The organism is Candidatus Allofournierella excrementigallinarum, from assembly GCF_944388085.1.
Lineage (GTDB): Bacteria > Bacillota > Clostridia > Oscillospirales > Ruminococcaceae > Allofournierella_A > Allofournierella_A excrementigallinarum.
This window is the reverse complement of sequence record NZ_CALXHK010000021.1, coordinates 18,088-38,153: the sequence shown is the minus strand read 5'-3', so window position 1 is coordinate 38,153 and position 20,066 is coordinate 18,088. Positions and strand designations below refer to the sequence as shown.

The following is a 20,066-nucleotide window of genomic DNA, read 5'->3' as shown; positions in this document are numbered from 1 at the left end:
CACCACGCCGCAGAGGATGGTGATGGAGTTGATGCAGCTGGCAAGGCCGCCGTCGCCGCCGCATCTGGCGGTGAAGGCGGGCGAGGTCACCGAGGCGGGGGCGAACGCCATCACCGCCAGCACCTGCCGTATCTCCAAAGGCAGCGGCGCAACGTGGTAGACCGCCACCGAGACCAGCAGCGCCGAGGCCAGCCGCAGGCCCACCACCTGGCCCACCCGGCGCAGGTATTCCGGGCGCAGGTCCACATCGAACATGGCGCCGATCATCAGCATGGCCGCAAAGGGGTTGGCCGCCGCGATGGGGCTGATGAACTCCACCAGCCCTTCGGGCAGCTGCACGCCCGCCATCACCAGCACCAGCATGGCGACGTAGGTGACAAAGGGCACCGAGCTGCCCAGCTTTTTGAGGATATCCACCGGGCGCAGGGGCTTGCCGCCCACATGGAGCACGCCGCTGGCCCAGGCATAGCTGCCGCCGGTGCAGATGATGGCGTTGCCCACGTCGAACAGGCAGGCGGCCACCACCGCCTCAGGCCCGAGGTAGCTCTGCACAAAGGGCAGCGCAAAGGCCCCGATGTTGTAGCCCGGGCTGTTGATGATGAACAGGGCGCGGGTGGAAGCGTCGCAGCGGCGGCTCAAAAACTGGCCCAGCAGCATCATGACGCAGCACAGGGAGAAGCCCAGCGCCGGCAGCACCAGAAGGCTGGCGCGCCACTCCATGGAAGCGAAATTGGTGATGACAGCCGCGGGCAGCGTGATGCACAGCACCACCTGGGTGAGCACCTTGTAGTCCTGTTTGCCAAACACGCCCACCCGCTTGAGGAAACAGCCCAATGCCAGGATGAACACATACGACGCGGAATGCCGCAAAACTTCCGCCAACGTCCCTCAGTCCTTTCATTCTTGTGGCTGCGGCCTTTTGCCGTACCTTAGTAACCCTATCACAAACGGGGCCAAAAGGCCAGCGCCGCCGCGAAAAAAATCTTTTTTTGGCAATGGACACAAAAATATGCAACTATGGTATAATAGAAGCCGAAAGATTACCCCACGTGGGAGATGTGCTGTATGTTTGGGAAAGAAAACGCTGTGGTGAATATCCGCACGCAGGTCTACAACGCCATCAAGGAGAACATCTGCGACGGCCGCTACGAGCCCGGCCAGCGGCTGAACGAAGTGGAGCTGGCACGCTCGCTGAGCGTCAGCCGCAGCCCGGTGCGGGAGGCTCTGCGCCGTCTTGCGGCGGACGGCCTGGTGGTGGAATTGCCCAACCGGGGCGTTTTCGTGCGCGAGTTCACCCCCCGGGACATCCAGGAGATCTTTGACGTGCGCGTGCTTTTGGAGAGCTACTGCATCCAGCGCTCGGTGCAGTTCATGACCACCGAGCACAAGCAGGAGCTGATGCACTGCCTGGATCAGATCACCTATTACCACGAGCGGCAGGATATGAAAAAGCACATCGAGGCAGACTGCCAGCTTCACGGGCTCATCATCCGCATCGGCGGCAACCGCCTGGTGGAAGATATGTACCAGCGGATCTCGGCCCAGGTCCAGCAGTTCCGCATCTACTCGCTGGAGTCAAAGCGCCGCTTCCGCGAATCGCTGGTGGAGCACACCACCGTCGTCCACTGCCTGCTCACCGGCAACGTGGAAGAGGCGGACCGGGTGAACCGCCGCCATCTGGAGCTGGCACGGGACAAGATCAACGAGTACCTCATCAGCAAGCAGACCAACCAGCCTCTGGAATAAGGCGCGAACACATCAAATGCGCCCGGCGCGCTTCCCTTTCGACAAGCGCGCCGGGCTTTTTGCAAAAATGGCCGGCCCCCCGCTCAAGGGTTTACGTAAACCCTTGAGCGGGGGGCCGGCGCGCATTACACATTCCAGCAGATTTCATCTTTTGCGCATCTGCGATGCAAAAGATGCAGTTCAACTTCTCTTAGTGAATGAAGATGCTGGCAATGATCAGGATGATCGAGCCCACGATGGGCACCAGGATGGAGCCGATGCTCCAGGTCTTCAGGCTGGTCTTGATGTCCATGCCGCTGAAGTTGGTGACCACATGGAAATAACTATCATTCAGGTAAGAGGGGCACATAGCGGTCATGCAGATGGCAAGGCCGGCGATGTAGGGGTTGACGCCCAGAGTGGCGACCATCGGGCCCACAATGGCGGAGCCGGTGATCATAGCGGTGGTGCCGCTGCCCTGGGGGAAGCGCATGATGGTGCCGATGAGCAGAGGCACAGCGATGCCGGGGATGCCGGTGGCAACCAGCCAGTCGGCGATGATGCCGGCAGCGCCGGAGGCGTTGACGACGGCGCCCAGCGCGCCGCCGGCGGCGGTGATGTACACGATGGGGCCGGCGTCCTTCAGGGCGTCGTTCATCATATCCACAACGGTCTTGTTATCCAGATCGCGGGCCAGCACGAAGGCGCCCAGGCACAGGGAGATAAACAGAGCGATGATGGGCTGGCCAAGGAAGGTCAGGATATCGCCGGGAAGGGTGCCCACCAGAGAGGTCTGGCTGACAACGGTGTTCATAAGGATCAGCAGGACGGGCAGCAGCAGCATGGTGAAGCTGATGCCGGCGCCGGGCAGCTTTTCGGTGCTCAGCAGCTCTTCAAAATCGGAGTTTTCCAGCTCCTTGCCGGCCTTGGTCTTGGCCTCGATGCGGTCCAGGACCGCCAGCTGGGCTTCAGTGTACTTGGAGCGGTCGATCTCGGAGGGAACGATGAACTCGGGGTGCTTGCTGCCGAACCAGCGGAACAGAGGAACCGCGAAGATGAAAACGGGGATGGACAGCAGCAGGCCGTAGATGATGAACATGCCCAGGTCAACGTTCAGCCCGTTATCCTGGAAGGTGCCCACAACGGCCAGAGGGCCGGGGGTGGGGGGAACCAGGAAGTGGGTGATGTACAGGCCCATTGCCAGGATGCCGCCCAGGCCGACCATGGACTTCTTGGTCAGACGGCTGAACTCTTTGGCCAGGCTGGACAGGATCACGAAGCCGGAATCGCAGAACACGGGGATGGACACCACGAAACCGGTGAGGCCCAGCACCACGTCGGCGCGCTTGACGCCCACGATCTTCAGAATGGTCAGCGCCATGCGCTTGGCGGCGCCGCTTCTTTCCAGGAAGATGCCCATGATGCAGCCGAAGCCGATCACGATGCCGATGCTTGTCATGGTGGAGCCGAAGCCGCCGGTCACGGTGGAAACGACCTGGGACAGGGGGATGCTGTTGGAGAGCACGCCGATCAGCACAGCGGAGATGATCAGCGCCGGGCATGCATGCATCCGGGTGAAGATGATCAGGACCATCATAACGACGATACCGATCAACATCGCCAATACTGGATTCATATGATTCACTCCTTCTCAAACAATCAAATGAATTTTGCCATTGGGAATGTGTAACATATCAGCTGGCGCGGCCCCGCGCCGGGAAACGGAAAAAAAGGTCAGATGACCGGGCCCAGGCAGTGGATGTCGATGGAGCTGACGTACTGGATGGCCTCGTTCTTGGTCATCTCGCCGGAGAGGGTGCGCAGGGCCTTGGCGAAGGCTTCCTCGCCCACCTGTTCGATGGTCTTGTCGCCGGTGATGATGAGGCCGGCGTTCAGGTCCATATCCTGCTCCATGCGGGGGTAGGTGATGGGGTTGCCGCAGATCTTGACCACGGGCATGCAGGGGAAGCCCTGGGGCGCGCCGCGGCCGGTGCTGAACATCATGAACTGGGCGCCGGTGGCAGCCATGCCGGTGAGGATCTCGGGCTCGCGGCCCGGGGTGTCTTTGATCCACAGGCCCTTCTGGTCGGTGACGAATTCGGGGTAGTCCAAAACGCCCTGGATGGGGCGGGTGCCGGATTTCACAATGGCGCCCAGGGTCTTTTCCTCGATGCTGGACAGGCCGCCGGCAATGTTGCCGGGGGTGGGCTGGCCTTTGCGCATGTCGCAGCCGATGGCTTTGGCACGGTTCTCCATGTCGTTGACGATCTTGAAGATCTTGTCGCCCACTTCCTTGGAGACAGCGCGGCGGGCCAGCAGATGCTCACCGCCGATGAACTCGGTGGTCTCGCCGAAGATGACGGTGGCCCCAAGGTCCACCAGCTTGTCGGCCACATAGCCGATCACGCAGTTGGAAGCCATGCCGCTGGTGGTGTCGGACGCGCCGCACTTGATGGCCATGACGATGTTGGACACATCCACCGGCTGGCGCTGCAGGCCGGACGCCTCGATGACCAGGCGGCGGGCGATGTCGGTGCCGGCCTGGATGGCCTTGGACACGCCGCCCAGCTCCTGGATGTGGATGATCTCCACATGCTTGCCGGTGGCGGCGATCTCCTTGACCATGCGCTCATGGTCGGTGCCTTCGCAGCCCAGGCTGACCACCAGCACGCTGGCCAGGTTGGGGCTCTTGCCCAGGCTGATGAGGGTGTCGGTGACCCGCTCCAGGTCGGGCGGCATCTGGCAGCAGCCCTGGTGATGCAGGAAGGACACGGTGCCCATGACCTGGCGGCAGATGGCCTGGGCCACGTCGTTGGCGCAGGTCACGCTGGGGATAACGCCCACATAGTTGCGCGCGCCCACCTTGCCGTCCGGACGCACATAACCCATAAATTCCATATCGCTTACTCCTTCCAGTCGCCGCGGCCGCGCATGCTGTCCAGGTTGTGGATGTGCACGTATTCGCCTTTTTTGATCTCTTTGGTGGCGATGCCGATCTCTTCGCCGTACTTCATGATCAGTTCGCCCTTGTGGATATCCCGCACGGCGATCTTGTGGCCGAAGGGCACGTCGCCGATGACGTGCACCTTTTCGCTGTCGCCCCGCTTGTCGCGGATCTCCACCTCGGTGCCGTCCACGATGCCGTCGGCGAAGATGGTGGCGACGTTGTCTTTGTCGCTGACTTTCAGCGCAAGTTTCAGATCCATAGCTGTTCTCCTTTGCTCAATTCAGCCTTTGACGGCCATCACGCTCACGCCGTCGGGAATGACCACGACGCTGGCGTCTTTGCCCTTGATGCCATAGGCGATCTCCAGCGCCTCGTCCGGGGTGGAGGCGGGGATCATGTTGGCCTTGCGCACCTCTTCGGGGTCCAGGTAGGTGGTGACCAGGATCACCTTGTGGTGGCGCAGGATGCGGGAGTAGATCTGGGGGCACCACTGCTCGGAGATGGTCTCCTTGGGCGGGATCTTGGAGAGGTAGGCGTCGATCTCGTCCACGGTGCCCAGGGTGATGAGCTTTTCAAAGTTCGTTCCGCCCATGCCGTCGCAGCAGGAGCAGCACATGATGATAACGCCGTCGTCGCCGGCGCAGGCTTCGGCGGTGGCAACCGCCTTGGGGCTCTGGTAGAGGTTCTGGTCCAGCGGATAGCCGCCGTTGGAGGTGATGACGATGTCGCCCTCGATGCTGGGGCACTGGCTCTGCTCGCGGATGAACTGGACGCCCGCGGCATGGGCCTCCTCCAAATCGCCGGCCCAGGCGGCCACGACCTTCTTTTCGCCGTCCAGCGCAACGTTCATGATGAACTGCACGTTCACCGCGCGGGCGGCGCAGACCATGTCTTTGTGGATGGGGTTGCCCTCCAGCACGCCGGTGACCGAATGGGGATCGGCGATGGCCTTGTAGCTGTGGTTCTCGTTCACGGTGGCGGCGTTGCAGATGCCGGGCAGGATGCTCTTGCGCCCGCCGGAGAAGCCGGCGAAGAAGTGGGGCTCGATGAAGCCCTCGCAGACCAGCAGGTCGCAGTCCACGGCGATCTTGTTGCAGAAGAACTCGGCGCCGCTGGGCAGGTCGCACACCTTGACGAAGTCGTCCGGCTCAAAGGCGTTGTTCACGGCGATCTTCTCGTTGTCCACGATGGCGTCGCCGAACATGCGCCGCTGCTCTTCCTCGGTGGTGGGCCGGTGCAGGCCGGTGCCGATGAGGATGGTGATGTCCGCGTCCGGGTTGCCGGCGCGGATCTCCGCCAGCAGGATGGGCAGGGTCAGCTTGCTGGGCACCGCGCGGGTGTGGTCGCTGGTGACCAGGGTGACCTTTTTCTTGCCCACGGCCAGCTCCCGCAGGGTCTTGGAGCCGATGGGGTGCGCCAGGGCGTCCTTTACCAGCTCCGCTTCGCTTTTTGCCGCTTTGTACTCGTGCATTTTTGCGGTGACGACGGCCTTCAGGTTGGCTTCGTCCACATGCAGGTCCAAAGTGGAGGTGTAGTAAGGGATCTTGATGGTTTTCATCCGTTTACTCCTTCTTTCTCCATGCAAAAAAAGTGTTACGTTGGAAAGTTTTTCGCAAATTGCATTTTGTATACAATTTTCGTCCGACATCCTAACTCTACGCCTAAATTTGTCGCATGTCAACAATTTTACGTAAATTTTAGCAAGTTGCCCATGGAAATCGTGCAATTTTACAACACATTATATGAACGAATCGTGAATAAAAGAACAGGCGGCGGAGCAAACGCCCCGCCGCCTACAGCCGGATATTTTTCCTTTTCAATGAATTAAATTTCACGCTTGATCAGCAGCACCGCCACGTCGTTCACATTGGTGCCGGTGGGGCCGGTGATCACAAGGCCGTCCACTTTTTGCAGCGCATGGTAAGCGTCGTTGTTTCTGAGGGTCTCGAAGATGTCCACGCCCTGCTCTTTCAGGCGGGAGGCGGTGGTGTAGTCCACATAGCCGCCCGCGGCGTCGGTGGGGCCGTCGGTGCCGTCGGACCCCACGCTGAACACCGCCGCGCCGGAAAGGCCGGCAATGCCCTGGGCCGCGCCCAGCGCCAGCTCCTGGTTGCGCCCGCCCTTGCCCTTGCCGGTGAGGTGCACCACCGTCTCGCCGCCGGCGATGAAGGCCAGGGAGTGGTCGGCCTCGGAATGGGTGCGGGCAATGGCGCCCAAAAAGGCGCCGGCCTCCCGGGCTTCACAGGCCAGGCAGTCGGTGAGGACCACCGGCTCATAGCCCAGCTCCCGGCAGGCGGCCTTGGCTGCGGCGCACAGCTGGCGCACGCTGCCGGTGATCCTGGTGGTCACGTTGTCCAGCTGCTTCGGGGTCTCCACTTCCATCAGCCCCAGGGCCGCCTCGCTCATCTTCAGGCCGTATTTCGCGATGATGGCCTTGGCGTCGGCGGCGGTGGAGGAATCAGGATAAGCCGGGCCGGAGGCGATCATGTCCAGCGGGTCGCCCAGAATGTCGGACAGAACGATGCTGTACACCTGGGCCGGGGCGCAGATCTGGGCGAACTTGCCGCCCTTCACCGCGGAAAGGCGCTTGCGCAGGGTGTTGATCTCCACGATGTCCGCCCCGCAGGCCAGCAGCTGCTGGGTGATGTCCGCCAGCTCCTCGCCGCTGACCAGCGTTTTTTCAAACAGGGCCGAGCCGCCGCCGGAAACGAGGAACAGCACCGTGTCCTCGGCGCTGAGGTCCTTCACCAGGTCGATGGCCGCCTGGGCGCCCCGGAAGCTGTTTTCGTCCGGCACGGGGTGGCCCGCCTCCCAGATGTCGAAATTGGCGATGGGGCCCATGCTGTGGCCGTATTTGGTCACCACCACGCCCGCCTCGATGCGGCTGCCCAAAAGGTCGCTGGCGGTCTTTGCCATCTGCCAGGCCGCCTTGCCTGCGGCCACCAGCCGCACCCGGCCGCCGCTGAAGGCGTGCCCTTCCAGCGCCTTTTTCACCGCGTTGTCGGGCAGGGCGGCTTCCAGCGCCGCCTTGATGATCCTGTCTGCGTCCTCGCGCAATGTGGACATAGATTCCTTCCTCCTTCACTGGCCTCGGGCCGGCGGGACCGGCCCGGGATTGTATACAAAACCTGTTGTTAGTTCATTATTAGCACGATTTGCCCCGGGGCGCAACTGGCGTTTTTCATAAGCTTTTGTTCTGAAAATCTCCACTATGCAAAAAAGCAGGGCATGCGGCGCATGCCCTGCTTTTTTTGCTTTTACTGTTCCGGCCCGTATTTGGGCGCGGGCTTCTCCCCCGCAGCCCCGGTTCCGGGGGCCGGGGCCGCCGGCGCGGGCGGCGGCTGGACGGGCTTTTGAGGCCTGCGGCGGCGCGCAGCGCGCAGGATGGCAAACACCGCCAGCACGACGACCGCCAGCACCAGCAGCGCCGGCAGCAGGTAGATGAGGCCGATGGCCACGTCCTGCACGCCGTTTGCAAAGTTGTGCCAGCTTTCCTTGAAGGCGGTAACGGCGCGGGAGCCGAAGTTGTTGCTCACGGGGGTGAGGATGCGCACCTCGTCCAGCGAAACGTCCACGGTGGAGTAAGCCAGCAGGCTGTCGTAGACCCGCTGCTGCCCGGTGTAGCTTTCAATTTCATAGCGCACCTGGGCCAGCTGCTCCTCAATGGCCAGAAGGTCCGCCAGGTCTCCCGCCTGGCCCGCCAGCTCCAAAAGGCGGGCCTCCTGGGTGCGCAGGCTCTCCAGCCGGGCCTCCAGATCCACATAATCGGCGGTCACGTCCTCGGTGGTCTCGCTCTTGTAGGTCACGCTGCCTGCGGCGGCCGCGTCGTTCAGAAAATCAGCGTAGCTGTCGCTGGGCACCCGGAAGGTGTAGCGCACCCAGCGGTCGCCCGCCTCGGCGCTGCCGCCCTCGTCGCTGCTCTGCACCCAGGCGGAGGCGGTTTCCGCCGCTTCCAGCAGCTTGTCGCGGGTGGCGTCGAACTCTTCGGTCTCCATCTCCAGCGAGGCGTTGTAGATGATCTTGCGCCCGTCATTGGGGGAAAGGCGGTCCGCCTCGGTGCCGGAAAGGCCCGCGTCGGCGGCCTCGCCGGTGGCGAAGTCCAAGCTTCCCTCTTCGACGACGGTCGAGTTTGGCATGGCGGCAGCCGTACCGCCCGACGAAGCCCCGCATCCGGCCAGCAGCCCGGCGCACAGCGCCAGCGCCAGCAAAAGGCTGGTTGCTCGTTTCATGGTGGTCCCTCCTTTTTTTGTGCCTGTGTGCCCCGGCCGGCGGGCCGCGGGCGTCTCTGCTTTTTAAACGAAACGGCGGCGGCGATTATTGCGCCGGCCCTTTAAATACAGTATAATAGGCAGGGCATGCCGGCGCAAGTGCCGTCGGCCAGAACAACGAAGAACAAAGGAAGTGTGCCGATGAATTTCATGGTAGGTCAGAGCGGCGGCCCCACCGCCGTCATCAACTCGAGCCTCGCCGGCGTGTTCGAGACCGCCCGCAGCAGCGGCGCGGTGCGGGTGCTGGGCATGCAGCACGGCATCGAGGGGCTTTTGAAGGGGCAGGTGGCAGACCTGACCCGCCTGTTCGACAGCGATCTGAAGATCGAGCTGCTCAAGCGCACCCCTTCCTCTTATCTTGGCAGCTGCCGCTACAAGCTGCCCGCGCCGGTGGCGGGGGACGAGGTGTACGAGACGCTGTTTGAGCTGTTCGCCCGCTATCAGGTGGACGCGGTGCTCTACATCGGCGGCAACGACAGCATGGACACCATCGCCAAGCTCTCCGCCTACGGCGAGGCCATCGGCAGCCCCATCCGCTTTGTGGGGGTGCCCAAGACCATCGACAACGACCTGGTCTGCACCGACCACACCCCGGGCTTCGGCTCGGCGGCGAAGTACATCGCCACCATCATGAAAGAGGTCATCCGCGACTCCAACGCCTACGACCTGCGCAGCGTGACGGTGGCGGAGATTATGGGCCGCCACGCCGGCTGGCTGGCGGGCGCGGCCAGCCTTTCCAAAGGGGACGATTGCGACGGGCCGGACCTCATCCTTTTGCCGGAAGTGCCCTTTGACCCGAAGCTGTTCCTGCGGCGGGTGGACCGGCTGCAAAAGCAGAAGGAGAGCGTCATCATCGCCGCCAGCGAGGGCGTGAAGGACCGACAGGGCCGCTTCCTGTGCGACCTCGCGGGCGAGGGCGGCGCGCTGGACGCCTTTGGCCACAAGGCCATGCTCTCGGGCACCAGCCGCTATCTGGCGGGGCTCATCCAGAGCGAGCTGGGCTGCAAAAGCCGGGCCATCGAGCTTTCCACCCTGCAGCGGTGCGCAGGGCACCTGGCCAGCCGCACCGACATCAGCGAGGCCTACCGGGCGGGCGGCGCGGCGGTGATGGCGGCGCTGGAAGGCCGCACCGGCTGCATGGCCGCCCTCAAACGGCTGAGCGACCAGCCTTATCTGTGCGGCACCGAGCTGGTGGACGTGCATCAGGTGGCCAACGCGGAAAAGACCGTGCCGCTGGAGTGGATCGAGCCGGACGGCATGCATGTGAACGCCGCCTTCGAGGCCTACGCCCGGCCGCTGATCCAGGGCGAGCTGACCCCCATGTTCGTGAACGGCGTGCCCCGGCACATCACCCTTTAAAGGAAACAGAGCGCCGCCCCGGCGGAAGGGACTTTCCTTCCCCGGGGCGGCCGTTTGTGTTTTTAAAGCTCCCGCAGGGCGATGTGGCTGCCCCGGGGGGTCTTGGTGACGAGCACCTGCTTTTCCAGCCGGGCGCGCAGCTCGGCCACGTGGCTGATGACCCCCACCAGCCGCTTGCCGTCCGCAAGGCTTTGGAGGGTGGCAATGGCGTTTTCCAGGCTGTCGGCATCCAGGCTGCCGAAACCCTCGTCCACGAACAGGGTGTCGATCTGCACCCCGCCGGCGTACTGCTGGATGGCGTCCGAAAGGCCCAGGGCCAGCGCCAGCGCCGCCTGGAAGGTCTCGCCGCCGGACAGCGAGCGCACGCTGCGCCGCTTGCCGGTGTAGTTGTCCAGCACGTCCAGGTCCAGGGCGCTCTGGCCCCGGCTCTGTGCCGCGCCATGGCAGAGCAGCTGGTACTGGCCGCCGGTCATGAAGGCCAGCCGCCGGTTGGCGGCGTTGACGGCGCTTTCAAAATAAGCCACCAGCACATACTGCTCAAACTGCTGCTTGCCAAGGCCCCCGGTAAGGGTGCCGCCGGCGGTGCGGTGAAGATTGTCGGCCACGCGGGCCCGGCGGCGGGCGGCCTGCGCCTGCTTTGCCAGCGCCTTCACCCGGGCGGCGGCGTCCCGGTTGGCCAAGAGGCGGGCGTTGAGTGCCCGCCAGCGGTTTTGCAGGGCGGTGCGCCGGATGTTCACGTCCGCCAGCGCGGCGGCCAGCGCCTGCGCTTCGGCGGGGTCGGCGGCCCGGGTCAGATCCTCTTTGCGCTGCTGCGCCAGAGTGCGGGCTGCGGCCAGCCGCTCGCCAAACCCGCTCCAGGCTTTCTCCCCTGCTTTCAATTCATCGGAAAGGCCCTGCGCCTTTTTCCGCAGTTCGTCCAGCGCCCGCCGGGCTTCGGCCTCCCCCGCAAAGGGCAGGCTGGCCCCCAGCTCCTCTTCCAGGGTGCGGGCGGCGGCCAGCCGCGCCGAACACCCGGCGCCTTCTTGTGCAAGCTGTTCCTGCTTTTTGCGGCAGGCTTCCAGCTTCTGCTGGCATCGGGGCAGATCCTGCTCCGCCTTCTCCCCCGCCTCGGCGGCCGTTCGGGCGGCTTTGGCCTGGGCTTCGGCCTCGGAGCGGGCAGCTTCGCCTTTTGCCTTTGCCTCTTTCAGCGCAAGGGCGGCCTGGCGGGGCGCGTCGGGGGCCTGCCCGCCCCACTGGGTCAGGGCTGCGGCGGCCAGCCGCAGAAATTCCTCTCGGGCGGCCTCGCCGGCGGCCTGGGCCGCGCCGCTGGCCTCGGCGGCTTTTTGATAGCTCGAGTGCAGTTTTTCCAGTTCTTTCTTTGCCGCCTGCAGGCCGGCCCGGTCGGGCGCGCCCTGGGCCGGCTTCGCGGGGGCGGGATGGCGCAGGCTGCCGCACACCGGGCAGGGGGCGTTCTCGATCAGCCCGGCGGCCAGCAGGCCTGCCTGCCCCTGCCAGAACAGGGCCTCGGCGGCGTCGTACTCGCCCTTGGCCCGGGCGTATTCCCCCTGGGCGGCGGCGAAGGCAGCGGCCGCGTCCCGGGCGGCCTGCTGCACGCCCCGCAGGCGGCGGGCGGCGTCCAGCGCCGTGCCGGTCTGGGCAAGGCGCACATCCAGCGCGTCCCGGGCGGCTTCGGCGGCGGCCTGCCGCCGGCGGGCCTCCTGGGCTCCCCTGGCCTGCCCGGCAAGGCGGGCGCTCTCCTCTTCCAGCCGCTTTTGCTCTTCGGCGGCGGCGCGGCGGCCCGCTTCGCACTGTTCCAGTTTTTCTTCCAGCTGTTTTCGCAGGGCGCGCTGTTCCTCCCGTCGCTGGTAGGCGGGCAGCTGGGCCTCCTGCTGGCGGGCCTGCAATTCCGTCTGTTCCAGCGCGGCGCGCACCTGGCCGAGAGCGGCGTAGCGCTCTTTGCGCTCCTGCTGCTGCGCTTCCAGTTCCGCCAGCTTCCGGGCCGCTTCGGCAGCGGCGGCATGGAGCGCGGCGGCCTGGCGGGCCGCTTCCAGTTGGGCGGCGGCGGCCTCGGCCTCGGCGTCCAGGGTCTTGCTCCGGGCTTCGGCGGCGGCGCAGGCGGCCTCATCGGCGGCGCAGAGGGCCGCGGCCTGGGCCAGCACCTCGTCGCAGCGCCAGACGGCGGCCTCATCGGCCAGGATATCCCCCAGGGGGCGGGCCTCCGCGTCCTCTTCGGGCAGCTTGAAGGCGGCGAAGGCCTGCCGCAGGGCGGCGTCCTGCTGTTCCACGGCGCGGGCGGCCTCGGCGGCAGCGGCGCGCAGCTTGTCCTGCACGGCGCGGCAGCCGGCGGTGCCGAAGATCTGCCGCAGCACGGCGCTGCGCCGTTCGCCCGGGGCGTTGAGCAGCTCGGTGAACTGGCCCTGGGCGATCATGGCGATCTGGCGGAACTGCTCGCCGTCCATGCCCAGCAGTTCCCGGACGGCGGCGTCCACCTCCCCCACCTTTTCCACCGGCGGGCGGCCCGGCGCAAGGAAGAGGGCGGTGGCCGCCTGGGTCACCTGCCCCTCGCCCCGCTTTTTGGGCCGCTGGTACTGGGGGGTGCGGCGCACGGTGTATTCTTTGCCCCGGTGCAGGAAGGTCAGCTCCACAAAGGTCTCCCGGTCGGGCTCGGCGTAGTCGCTGCGCACGGTGTCAAGGCTGCGCACCCCGCCGGAAAGCTGGCCGAACAGGGCATAGCTGATGGCGTCAAACAGGGTGGTCTTGCCCGCCCCGGTGTCGCCGGTGACCAGGAACAGCCCGCTGGAGCCCAGCTTGTCCAGTTCCAGCGTCTCCTCCCCGGCGTAGGGGCCGAAGGCCGAAAGGCGCAGATGCAAAGGTCTCATCCTTCCGCCTCCTCTCCCAGCACGTCGTCCAGAAAGGCTTTTTCCTCGTCATCCAGTTCCCTGCCGTGGACGCTCCGATAAAACTCCTCGAACAGCTGCCGGGGCGTGCGCATGGCGATCTCGCGCAGGGCGGGCGCGTCGGTCTCGGGAACGTCCGGCAGAACGAACTCCAGCCGCACCAGATTGGGGTAGACGCTGCGCAGCCGGGCGGCGGGGTCCAGCGGCGGCGTTTTGTCGGTGAGCCGGGCATAGATGTAATCATTGCTGGACACGGCGCTTTGCAGCAGGGCTTCCAGCGGGCCCTGCACCCGGCGCAGGGGGCGCAGGGGCGACAGGGGCACCTGTTTCGTGCGCACCTGCCCCTTGGGGCCCACGTCCACCACCGTGACGCTCTTTTGGCCCAGCGCCTCGCTGACGGAATAAGCCAGGGGCGAGCCGCAGTAGCGGACCTCTTCCCGGCCCACCTGCTGGGCGGCGTGGATGTGGCCCAGGGCCACATAGTCGAAAAGGTCAAAGGCGGAGGCGTCCACATTGTCCAGGGTGCCCAGGTTCAAAAGTTCCGAGCCGCTGGCGGCGGGGCAAGCCGCCCCGGCGGTGACGAACTGGTGGGCGATGAGGATGTTCCGCCCGCCCGCGTCCGGGGCGGCGGCCCGCACCAGGGCGGCCGCCGCGTCGGTGTAATTTTCGATGGTGTCATCAGGGAAAAAGGCCCGCACCGCCGCCGGGCGCACAAAGGGCAGGGCCCAGATTGTGAGGGGACCGTGCTCGTCCCGGGTCTCAAAGCGTTCCATCCGCCCGGAGAACACCGAGGCCAGATGCACCCCGCTGCGCTCCAGCAGCCGCCCGCCGAAGGCAAGGCGCTCGGCCGAGTCGTGGTTGCCGCTGATGGCCCACACCGGCAGATGGTTCTCGCACAGGGCGGTGAGGAAGTGGTCCCACAGGTTCACCGCGCCCACGCCGGGCACACCCTTGTCGTAGACGTCCCCCGCCACCAGCACTCCCTGCACCCCTTCGGAGAGGGCGATGGAGACGATCTGGTCCAGGATATATTTCTGGTCCTCAAAGAGGTCGGCCTCGCACAGGCGGCGGCCCAGGTGCAGGTCGGAGAGATGAAGCAGCCGCACGGCGCTTGCCTCCTTTCAAATTCAGAACATCCAGCTGGGCAGGATGCGCAGGGCGTTCACATAAGACTCGGCCACCGGCAGCCCGCTGATGACCGGGTAGTAGCAAACGAAGAACAGCCCCGCCGCCACCGCAAGGCCGATGCACAGGCCCTTGACCAGCGCCGGGCGGCGCCCGTAAAAATGCGCCTCCGCCAGCGCCAGGGCCGTCACCGCGAACCACAGGCTGGGGAAATAGTGGTAGAGGAAGGTGCAGCGGCTCACCAGCACCCAGGGCAGGAACTGGGCCAGGAACAGCACCGACACAGCGCCGGTGGCCCCATTCCCTTTGCCGGAGAGCTGCCGCCAGCCGCACCAGCCCAGGCCCCCCAGCGCCGCCAGCCACAGCGGCACGTTGCCCAAAGCGGCGATGGTGCCCCGCATGCCCTCCGGCAGGCCGGAGGCAAGATAGTACCACACCGGGCGCGCGCTGACCGGCCAGGTGTACCAGCGGGACTCATAGGGATGGGTGGCCTCCAGGCCGCTGTGGTAGCGGTACATGTTCACCTGGCACTGCCACCACTCGGCGAGGGAGAAGCCGCCCTCCCGCCAGAAGTAGGGGATATAGCTGGCGAAATAGATAACGAGGGGCAGCGCCACGAAAAAGACCACGCCGCCGCAAAGGGCGGTGGCCGCCTCCTGTTTGAGGCGGGGCGGCTTTTGCTTTGCCCGCTGCCACAAAACGCCAAAGTAGAGCACCGCCAACCCCGCGCCGGCGTAGATGCCGGTCCACTTGCTGGCAGCGCCCAGGCCAAAGGCAAGGCCTGCCAGCGCCATGGGCAGAACGCTTTGCTCCACCCCTTTTTCCAGCACGCTCTGGCAGTACCAGACCATGAAATAAGCGGCCAGCAGGATGAAGAAGGTACCGTAGATGTCGATGGTGGCGATGCGGCTCTGGGCAAAGCGCAGGGTGTCGAAGGCCGCCAGCACCGCCGCGAAGAGGGCAAAGGCGGGCTTGCGGGTGAGGCGGCGCACAAAGAGATAGAGCACCGGCACCAGCGCCACGCCGAAGGCCGCTCCGGCCACGCGCCAGCCGAAGCCGGTCATGCCGAAGAGGGCCACCCCCAGCATGATGAACACCTTGCCCAGCGGCGGGTGGGTGGTCTCGTAGACCGGCATGCCGTGGAGATGCTCATAGGCGGTGCGGCCGTGGTAGATCTCGTCGAAATACATGCTGTTTTTGTAGCTGATGGAATCAGGCACCAGCTGCTGCTCGTCAAAGAGGGCGCTGTCGGAAGAAACCGCCACCAGCGCGCCGTCTTCGCCGCGGAAGGCGGCCTCCATCACCTCGGCGTTGTCCACCATGAGGGTGAGCTTGCCCCCGGCGGGGGCGGAGAGGCCCACTTTCAGCCACTGGAACACCGTGCCGCCGCCCAGCTCCACGCCGGCCAGCTGCTCGCCCGCATCGTCGTAGACGGCGAGGCTGCCGCCCCAGCACACGCCGGGATAGACCCAGAGTTCCGTTGCGTCAAAGGCCAGCTCCACGTCCACCTGGGTGGTCACGCCGTCGCTGTCCAGCGGGTTCTGGGGGGCGGTGAAGTCTCCCAAATTCCACAAGCTCACCACCGCCACCGCCAGGGTGAGCAGGGCCAGGGTGAGGCGTTCTTTGCGGCTCCAGGCCGGCTGGGGCGCGGGCACGGCGGGGACGGCGGGCGCGGCGAGGGCATACTCCCGCACCGCTTCGCCCCGGCACAAAGCAAAGACGGCCCAGGCCAGCAGGGCAAAACCCGCCGCCTCCACGGCGCTGACGGCGCGGATCATCACCACCGCCGCGGCGCTGGAGAGGAACTGGTCCTCGGTGCCGTTGCTGGTGAGCACCATGGCAAGGTTCACCAGCGAGGAAAGGCTGAGCAGGCCGAAGGAACCCAGCAGCCGCCTGTCGCCCCAGCGGGCGGCGGCCGCCAGCACCAGCAGCAGGGCGGGGATGATATAGCGCTCGTGCATGCGGTGGCTGAGGGTGAACACCGCCGCCCCGTAGAAGGCGGCCAGCAGCAGGGGCGAAAAGCGCCCGGCCTTCCAGCTGCGCCAGGAGAGATAGGCGAGGGCCGCCGTGGCAAAAATGATGCCCGCCGCGCCCAGCATCTGCCAGGTGACGGGGCCGAGGGCCGGCGCGTCCTGGGGCTGCCAGTTGGCCCCGAAGAGGGTGAGCAGGTTGAATCCGTTGACGCTGGCGTAGGGGTAGCTGGAGGCGGTGGAGGCGTATTTTTCCCACAGCCAACCGGCGTCCTGGCCGCCCCAGAAGGGCAGCGCGCAGGCAAAGGCCGCCGCCAGCGAAAGGGCGGCCCCCGCCGCGCCCCGGCCAAGGGCGGCCAGGGCGGGCCGCCGCTGCCGGGCGGCCAGCAGCGGGGCCAGGAAGGCCGCTGCCAGCGCCGGCCCGAAGAGCAGGGCCTGGGGCTTCACCGCCAGGGCAAAGCCGTAAAGCGCCGCGGCGGCGGGCCACTTTTTTTCCTCAAGGAGCAAAAAGGCGGCGGCGAGCAGAAGGCAGAACACGCCGTCCACCTGTTTCCAGACGGCGGTGTCGTACAAAAGGGCCGGGCAGAAGGCGGCAAAGGCCGCAAAGCGCAGCGCCCGCTTTTCGCCGAAGCGCCGCCGGGCGATGGCCCCGATGAGGGCCGCAAGGCCCAGGTCGCACAGGATGGGCACCACGCAGATCAAAAAGCCCATCGCTTTGCCGCCCGCTTCCAGCTCCAGCGCACGGGCGATGAGGCCCACCGGCCAGAGCAGCAGCATGTAGCCGGGGGGATAGTCGGCAAAATAGTCCGGGGCATAGAATTCGCCCGGCCCGTTTTCGGCCAGGCGCAGCGCCCAGGCGGAAAAACAGGCCACGTCGCTGGAATAGCCCTCGCTCACAAGGGCCAGGCCGCAGCGCGCCGCCAGCGCCGCCAGCAGCACCGCCGCCAGCGGCAGCCACCGGGCGCGGCGGGCCGAAGAAAAAGCAGAAGGTCTGGGCATAGCGGGTCCTCTCAGAAAGCAAAATCAAACGGGCCGCGGGGGGCTGTCGGCTAAAAACAGCGTTCCTCGCGGCCCGTGCCGGTCAAACAAGATGCGCGCGGCTCAGGCGCGGGTCACCTTGGGGCCCTGGGGAGTGTCCTCCACCACATAGCCCATCTCGGTGATCTTGGCGCGCAGGGCGTCGGCGGTGGGCCAGTCCTTGGCTTTCTTGGCCTCGGCGCGCTGGTTCACCAGGTCCATCACCTCGGCGGGGATCTCGTCGGTCTTGCGGTTGTAGAGCAGGCCCAGCACGCCGGTGAGCTCGTCGAAGGTGGCGGCGGCGGCCTTCAGCGCGTCGGCGCTGGCGTCCGCGCCCAGGGTGTTGATGTCCTTCACCAGCTCGAACACGGCGGCCAAAGCGTCGGGGGTGTTCAGGTCGTCGTCCATGGCGGTGTTGAACTTCACCTTCGCGGCGGCAGCCTTCTCCGCCAGCAGGTTGCTTTCGCCCTTCGCGTTCTTGATGAGGAAGTCCAGGTTGTCGCGGCAGGTGTACAGCCGCTCGAGGCTGGCCTTGCAGCTGTTCAGCAGCTCCACGGTGTAGTTCAGAGGCATGCGGTAGCCGGCGGTGAGCAGGAAATAGCGGATGGGCTCGTAGCCGAACACTTCGGCGATCTCGCGCACGGTGAAGAAGTTGTTCGCGCTCTTGCTCATCTTGTGGTTGTCGATGTTCAAAAAGCCGTTGTGCATCCAGTAGCGGCTGAAGGTGCAGCCGTTGGCGCACTCGGACTGGGCGATCTCGTTCTCGTGGTGGGGGAAGATCAGGTCCTGGCCGCCGCAGTGCAGATCGATGGTCTTGCCCAGATGCTTGCGGGCCATGGCGCTGCACTCGATGTGCCAGCCGGGGCGGCCGGGGCCGTAGGGGCTGGGCCAGGCGGGCTCGCCGGGCTTGGCGGCCTTCCAGACGGCGAAGTCGGCGGGGTCCTCTTTCAGGTCGTCGTCCATCTGGCTGCGCAGCTCGCGGTTGCCGCTCTCCAGTTCTTCCAGGTTCAGGTGGCTGAGCTTGCCGTACTCCTTGAAGGCGCGGGTGCGGAAGTAGACGTCGCCGTTCTTGGCCACGTAGCCGTAGCCCTTGTCCAGGATGTCCTTCACGATGTCCAGGATCTCCTCGATGTGCTCGGTGGCGCGGGGGCGCACGGTGGGGGTCTTGGCGTTCAGGCCGTCGCTGTCCTTGATGAACTCGGCCTCGAACTTCTCGGCCACTTCCTTCATGCTGCAGCCCTGCTCCTGGGCCTTTTTGATGAGCTTGTCGTCGATGTCGGTGATGTTGGAGACAAAATAGACCTTGTTGCCCCGGTACTCAAGGTACCGGCGCAGGGTGTCGAACACCACCACGGGCCGGGCGTTGCCGATGTGGATGTAGTTGTAGACGGTGGGGCCGCAGACGTAAATGCGGTACTCCCCCGGCGTTTGGGGGATGAACTCCTCTTTTTTGCGGGTCAGCGTATTGTAGATCTGCATACTGCACGCTCCTTTTAACGCGCCGGCGGCGGGGATTCTGGCCCTGCCGGGGCGCAGGTTGTTCATTTTTATCATTATACCCAAAAAAGGCCCCGGGCGCAACAAGGCCGCGCAGAAAACCTGCACTTTTCCCTTCAAGCAAAAAGCGCGGCGGGCTTTTTGCCCGCCGCTTGGCGCAGTTTTTCACAGCCAGCGCTTGAGTTTGGCCAGCAGGATGGCCCCCAGGGTGGCAAGGCCCGCCACGCCCAGCACGATCCAGAAGCCGAAGGGGCTGCCCTCGAAGGGGACGGGCACGTTCATGCCCCAGAGGCTGGACACGATGGTGGGCACCGTGAGGATGATGGTGACCGAGGCCAGCAGCTTCATGACGATGTTCAGGTTGTTGGAGATCACCGAGGCGAAGGCGTCCATGGTGCCGGACAAAATGTCCCGGTAGATGCCGCTCATCTCCATGGCCTGCTTGTTTTCCACGATGACGTCCTCCAACAGGTCGGTGTCCTCGGGGTAGTCCTTCACAAAGTCCATGCGCAGCAGCTTTTCCAGCACCAGTTCGTTGCTCTTGAGGGAGGTGGAGAAGTAGACCAGGCTCTTTTCCAGGCCCAGCATCTGGATGAGCTCTTTGTTCTTCATGCTGATGTGCAGCTCGTTCTCCACGCGGGTGCTGGCCTTGTCCACCTGGCGCAGATAGAACAAAAACAGGCTGGCGTTGCGGTAGAGCATCTGCAGCGCCAGGCGCTTGAACTTCTTGGTGCTGCACCCCTTCACCAGCCCCTCCATGAAGGCGCGGGGCAGCGCCGTCTCCCGCAGGCAGACGGTGATGACGTTCTGGGGGGTGAGCACGATGCCGAAGGGGATGGTGGAGTAAACGAAGGTGTGGCCCTCGGTCTGAACAAGAGGCGTGTCCACCAGGATCATGGTGCAGGGGGCGCCGCCCTCGTCCTCCACCTCGATGCGGCTTCGCTCCTCTTCGTCGAGGGCGGCGCGCACAAGGTCGGGGTCCACATGGAGCTGGGCGCACACGCGCCCGATCTCCTTTTCATTGGGGTCGCACAGGTGGATCCACGCGCCGGGGCAGATCTGATCCTGCTCCAGCATGCGGCCACCGTCGCTGAGGTAAATCGTGATCATATTTTACACCTGCTTTCTTTCCGGCGGCGCACAAAGCCCGCCCCGTGCAGGTGTTCAGCGCACGGGGAACAGAAAGGCACAAGCGCCGCATAGAGGGGTCATACACGTTCGACTGCCGGGGTCGCCGTCCATGCCTTTCATCTCCTTGCTCACAAAAAATTCGGGGCGGTCG

At 65.3% G+C, this 20,066-nt stretch carries 14 protein-coding genes; 2 read left to right on the top strand and 12 right to left on the bottom strand.

Translation table 11 applies throughout. The annotated features are described in order from the left end of the window. Positions 1 to 882 (bottom strand): AEC family transporter (locus tag ACH2AT_RS05695; RefSeq protein WP_394964233.1); only part of this gene is annotated, 882 nt, incomplete at its 3' end. Positions 883 to 1,065: 183 nt separating this feature from the next. Here ACH2AT_RS05695 and ACH2AT_RS05690 point away from each other — a divergent pair. After that, positions 1,066 to 1,746 carry a GntR family transcriptional regulator gene (locus ACH2AT_RS05690; protein ID WP_394964232.1) on the top strand — a complete coding sequence of 227 codons (681 nt, stop codon included), beginning with the start codon at positions 1,066 to 1,068 and terminating at the stop codon, positions 1,744 to 1,746. 190 nt (positions 1,747 to 1,936) lie between these two features. Here the strand turns inward: ACH2AT_RS05690 and ACH2AT_RS05685 are convergent, their stop codons facing one another. The 6 genes from ACH2AT_RS05685 to ACH2AT_RS05660 all read right to left on the bottom strand — a co-directional run bounded on the left by ACH2AT_RS05685 (position 1,937) and on the right by ACH2AT_RS05660 (position 8,901). Continuing rightward, entirely contained in the window at positions 1,937 to 3,361 is a 1,425-nt protein-coding gene (locus ACH2AT_RS05685) for a GntP family permease (protein ID WP_330057118.1), read from the bottom strand. A 98-nt stretch (positions 3,362 to 3,459) separates the two neighbouring features. Then, positions 3,460 to 4,623, bottom strand: coding sequence for a UxaA family hydrolase (locus ACH2AT_RS05680; protein WP_177521403.1), 1,164 nt, complete (start codon positions 4,621 to 4,623; stop codon positions 3,460 to 3,462). Between the two features lie 5 nt (positions 4,624 to 4,628). Then, complete coding sequence (locus ACH2AT_RS05675) at positions 4,629 to 4,931, bottom strand: UxaA family hydrolase (RefSeq protein ID WP_177521404.1); 303 nt, start codon at positions 4,929 to 4,931, stop codon at positions 4,629 to 4,631. Positions 4,932 to 4,952: 21 nt separating this feature from the next. Further along, complete coding sequence (gene larA, locus ACH2AT_RS05670; protein WP_394964231.1) at positions 4,953 to 6,230, bottom strand: nickel-dependent lactate racemase; 1,278 nt, start codon at positions 6,228 to 6,230, stop codon at positions 4,953 to 4,955. A gap of 266 nt (positions 6,231 to 6,496) precedes the next feature. Next, positions 6,497 to 7,738 carry a glycerate kinase gene (locus ACH2AT_RS05665; protein WP_394964230.1) on the bottom strand — a complete coding sequence of 414 codons (1,242 nt, stop codon included), beginning with the start codon at positions 7,736 to 7,738 and terminating at the stop codon, positions 6,497 to 6,499. A 191-nt stretch (positions 7,739 to 7,929) separates the two neighbouring features. Then, on the bottom strand, positions 7,930 to 8,901 hold the full coding sequence (locus ACH2AT_RS05660; RefSeq protein WP_394964229.1) for a DUF4349 domain-containing protein: 972 nt from the start codon (positions 8,899 to 8,901) through the stop codon (positions 7,930 to 7,932). Between the two features lie 174 nt (positions 8,902 to 9,075). On the opposite strand from ACH2AT_RS05660, the gene ACH2AT_RS05655 reads away from it, so the two are divergent. Further along, positions 9,076 to 10,299 (top strand): 6-phosphofructokinase, encoded by a 1,224-nt coding sequence (locus ACH2AT_RS05655; protein ID WP_394964228.1) that lies wholly within the window; start codon positions 9,076 to 9,078, stop codon positions 10,297 to 10,299. A gap of 62 nt (positions 10,300 to 10,361) precedes the next feature. Here ACH2AT_RS05655 and ACH2AT_RS05650 read toward each other — a convergent pair whose 3' ends face one another. The 5 genes from ACH2AT_RS05650 to ACH2AT_RS05630 form a co-directional block, all read right to left on the bottom strand. Then, complete coding sequence (locus ACH2AT_RS05650) at positions 10,362 to 13,157, bottom strand: AAA family ATPase (RefSeq protein WP_394964227.1); 2,796 nt, start codon at positions 13,155 to 13,157, stop codon at positions 10,362 to 10,364. After that, positions 13,154 to 14,281 carry an exonuclease SbcCD subunit D gene (locus ACH2AT_RS05645; protein WP_394964226.1) on the bottom strand — a complete coding sequence of 376 codons (1,128 nt, stop codon included), beginning with the start codon at positions 14,279 to 14,281 and terminating at the stop codon, positions 13,154 to 13,156. The genes ACH2AT_RS05650 and ACH2AT_RS05645 overlap by 4 nt, the downstream gene beginning before the upstream one ends. 21 nt (positions 14,282 to 14,302) lie before the next feature. After that, the gene (locus tag ACH2AT_RS05640; protein ID WP_394964225.1) at positions 14,303 to 17,269 is read right to left on the bottom strand and encodes a phospholipid carrier-dependent glycosyltransferase; all 2,967 of its coding nucleotides are present in this window, start codon (positions 17,267 to 17,269) and stop codon (positions 14,303 to 14,305) included. A gap of 102 nt (positions 17,270 to 17,371) precedes the next feature. After that, a complete protein-coding gene (cysS, locus tag ACH2AT_RS05635) occupies positions 17,372 to 18,766 on the bottom strand; it encodes a cysteine--tRNA ligase (RefSeq protein WP_394964224.1) in 1,395 nt (464 codons plus the stop codon). A gap of 183 nt (positions 18,767 to 18,949) precedes the next feature. Then, positions 18,950 to 19,894: a magnesium transporter CorA family protein gene (locus ACH2AT_RS05630; RefSeq protein ID WP_394964223.1), complete on the bottom strand. Its 945-nt coding sequence runs from the start codon at positions 19,892 to 19,894 to the stop codon at positions 18,950 to 18,952. Positions 19,895 to 20,066 lie beyond the last annotated feature (172 nt).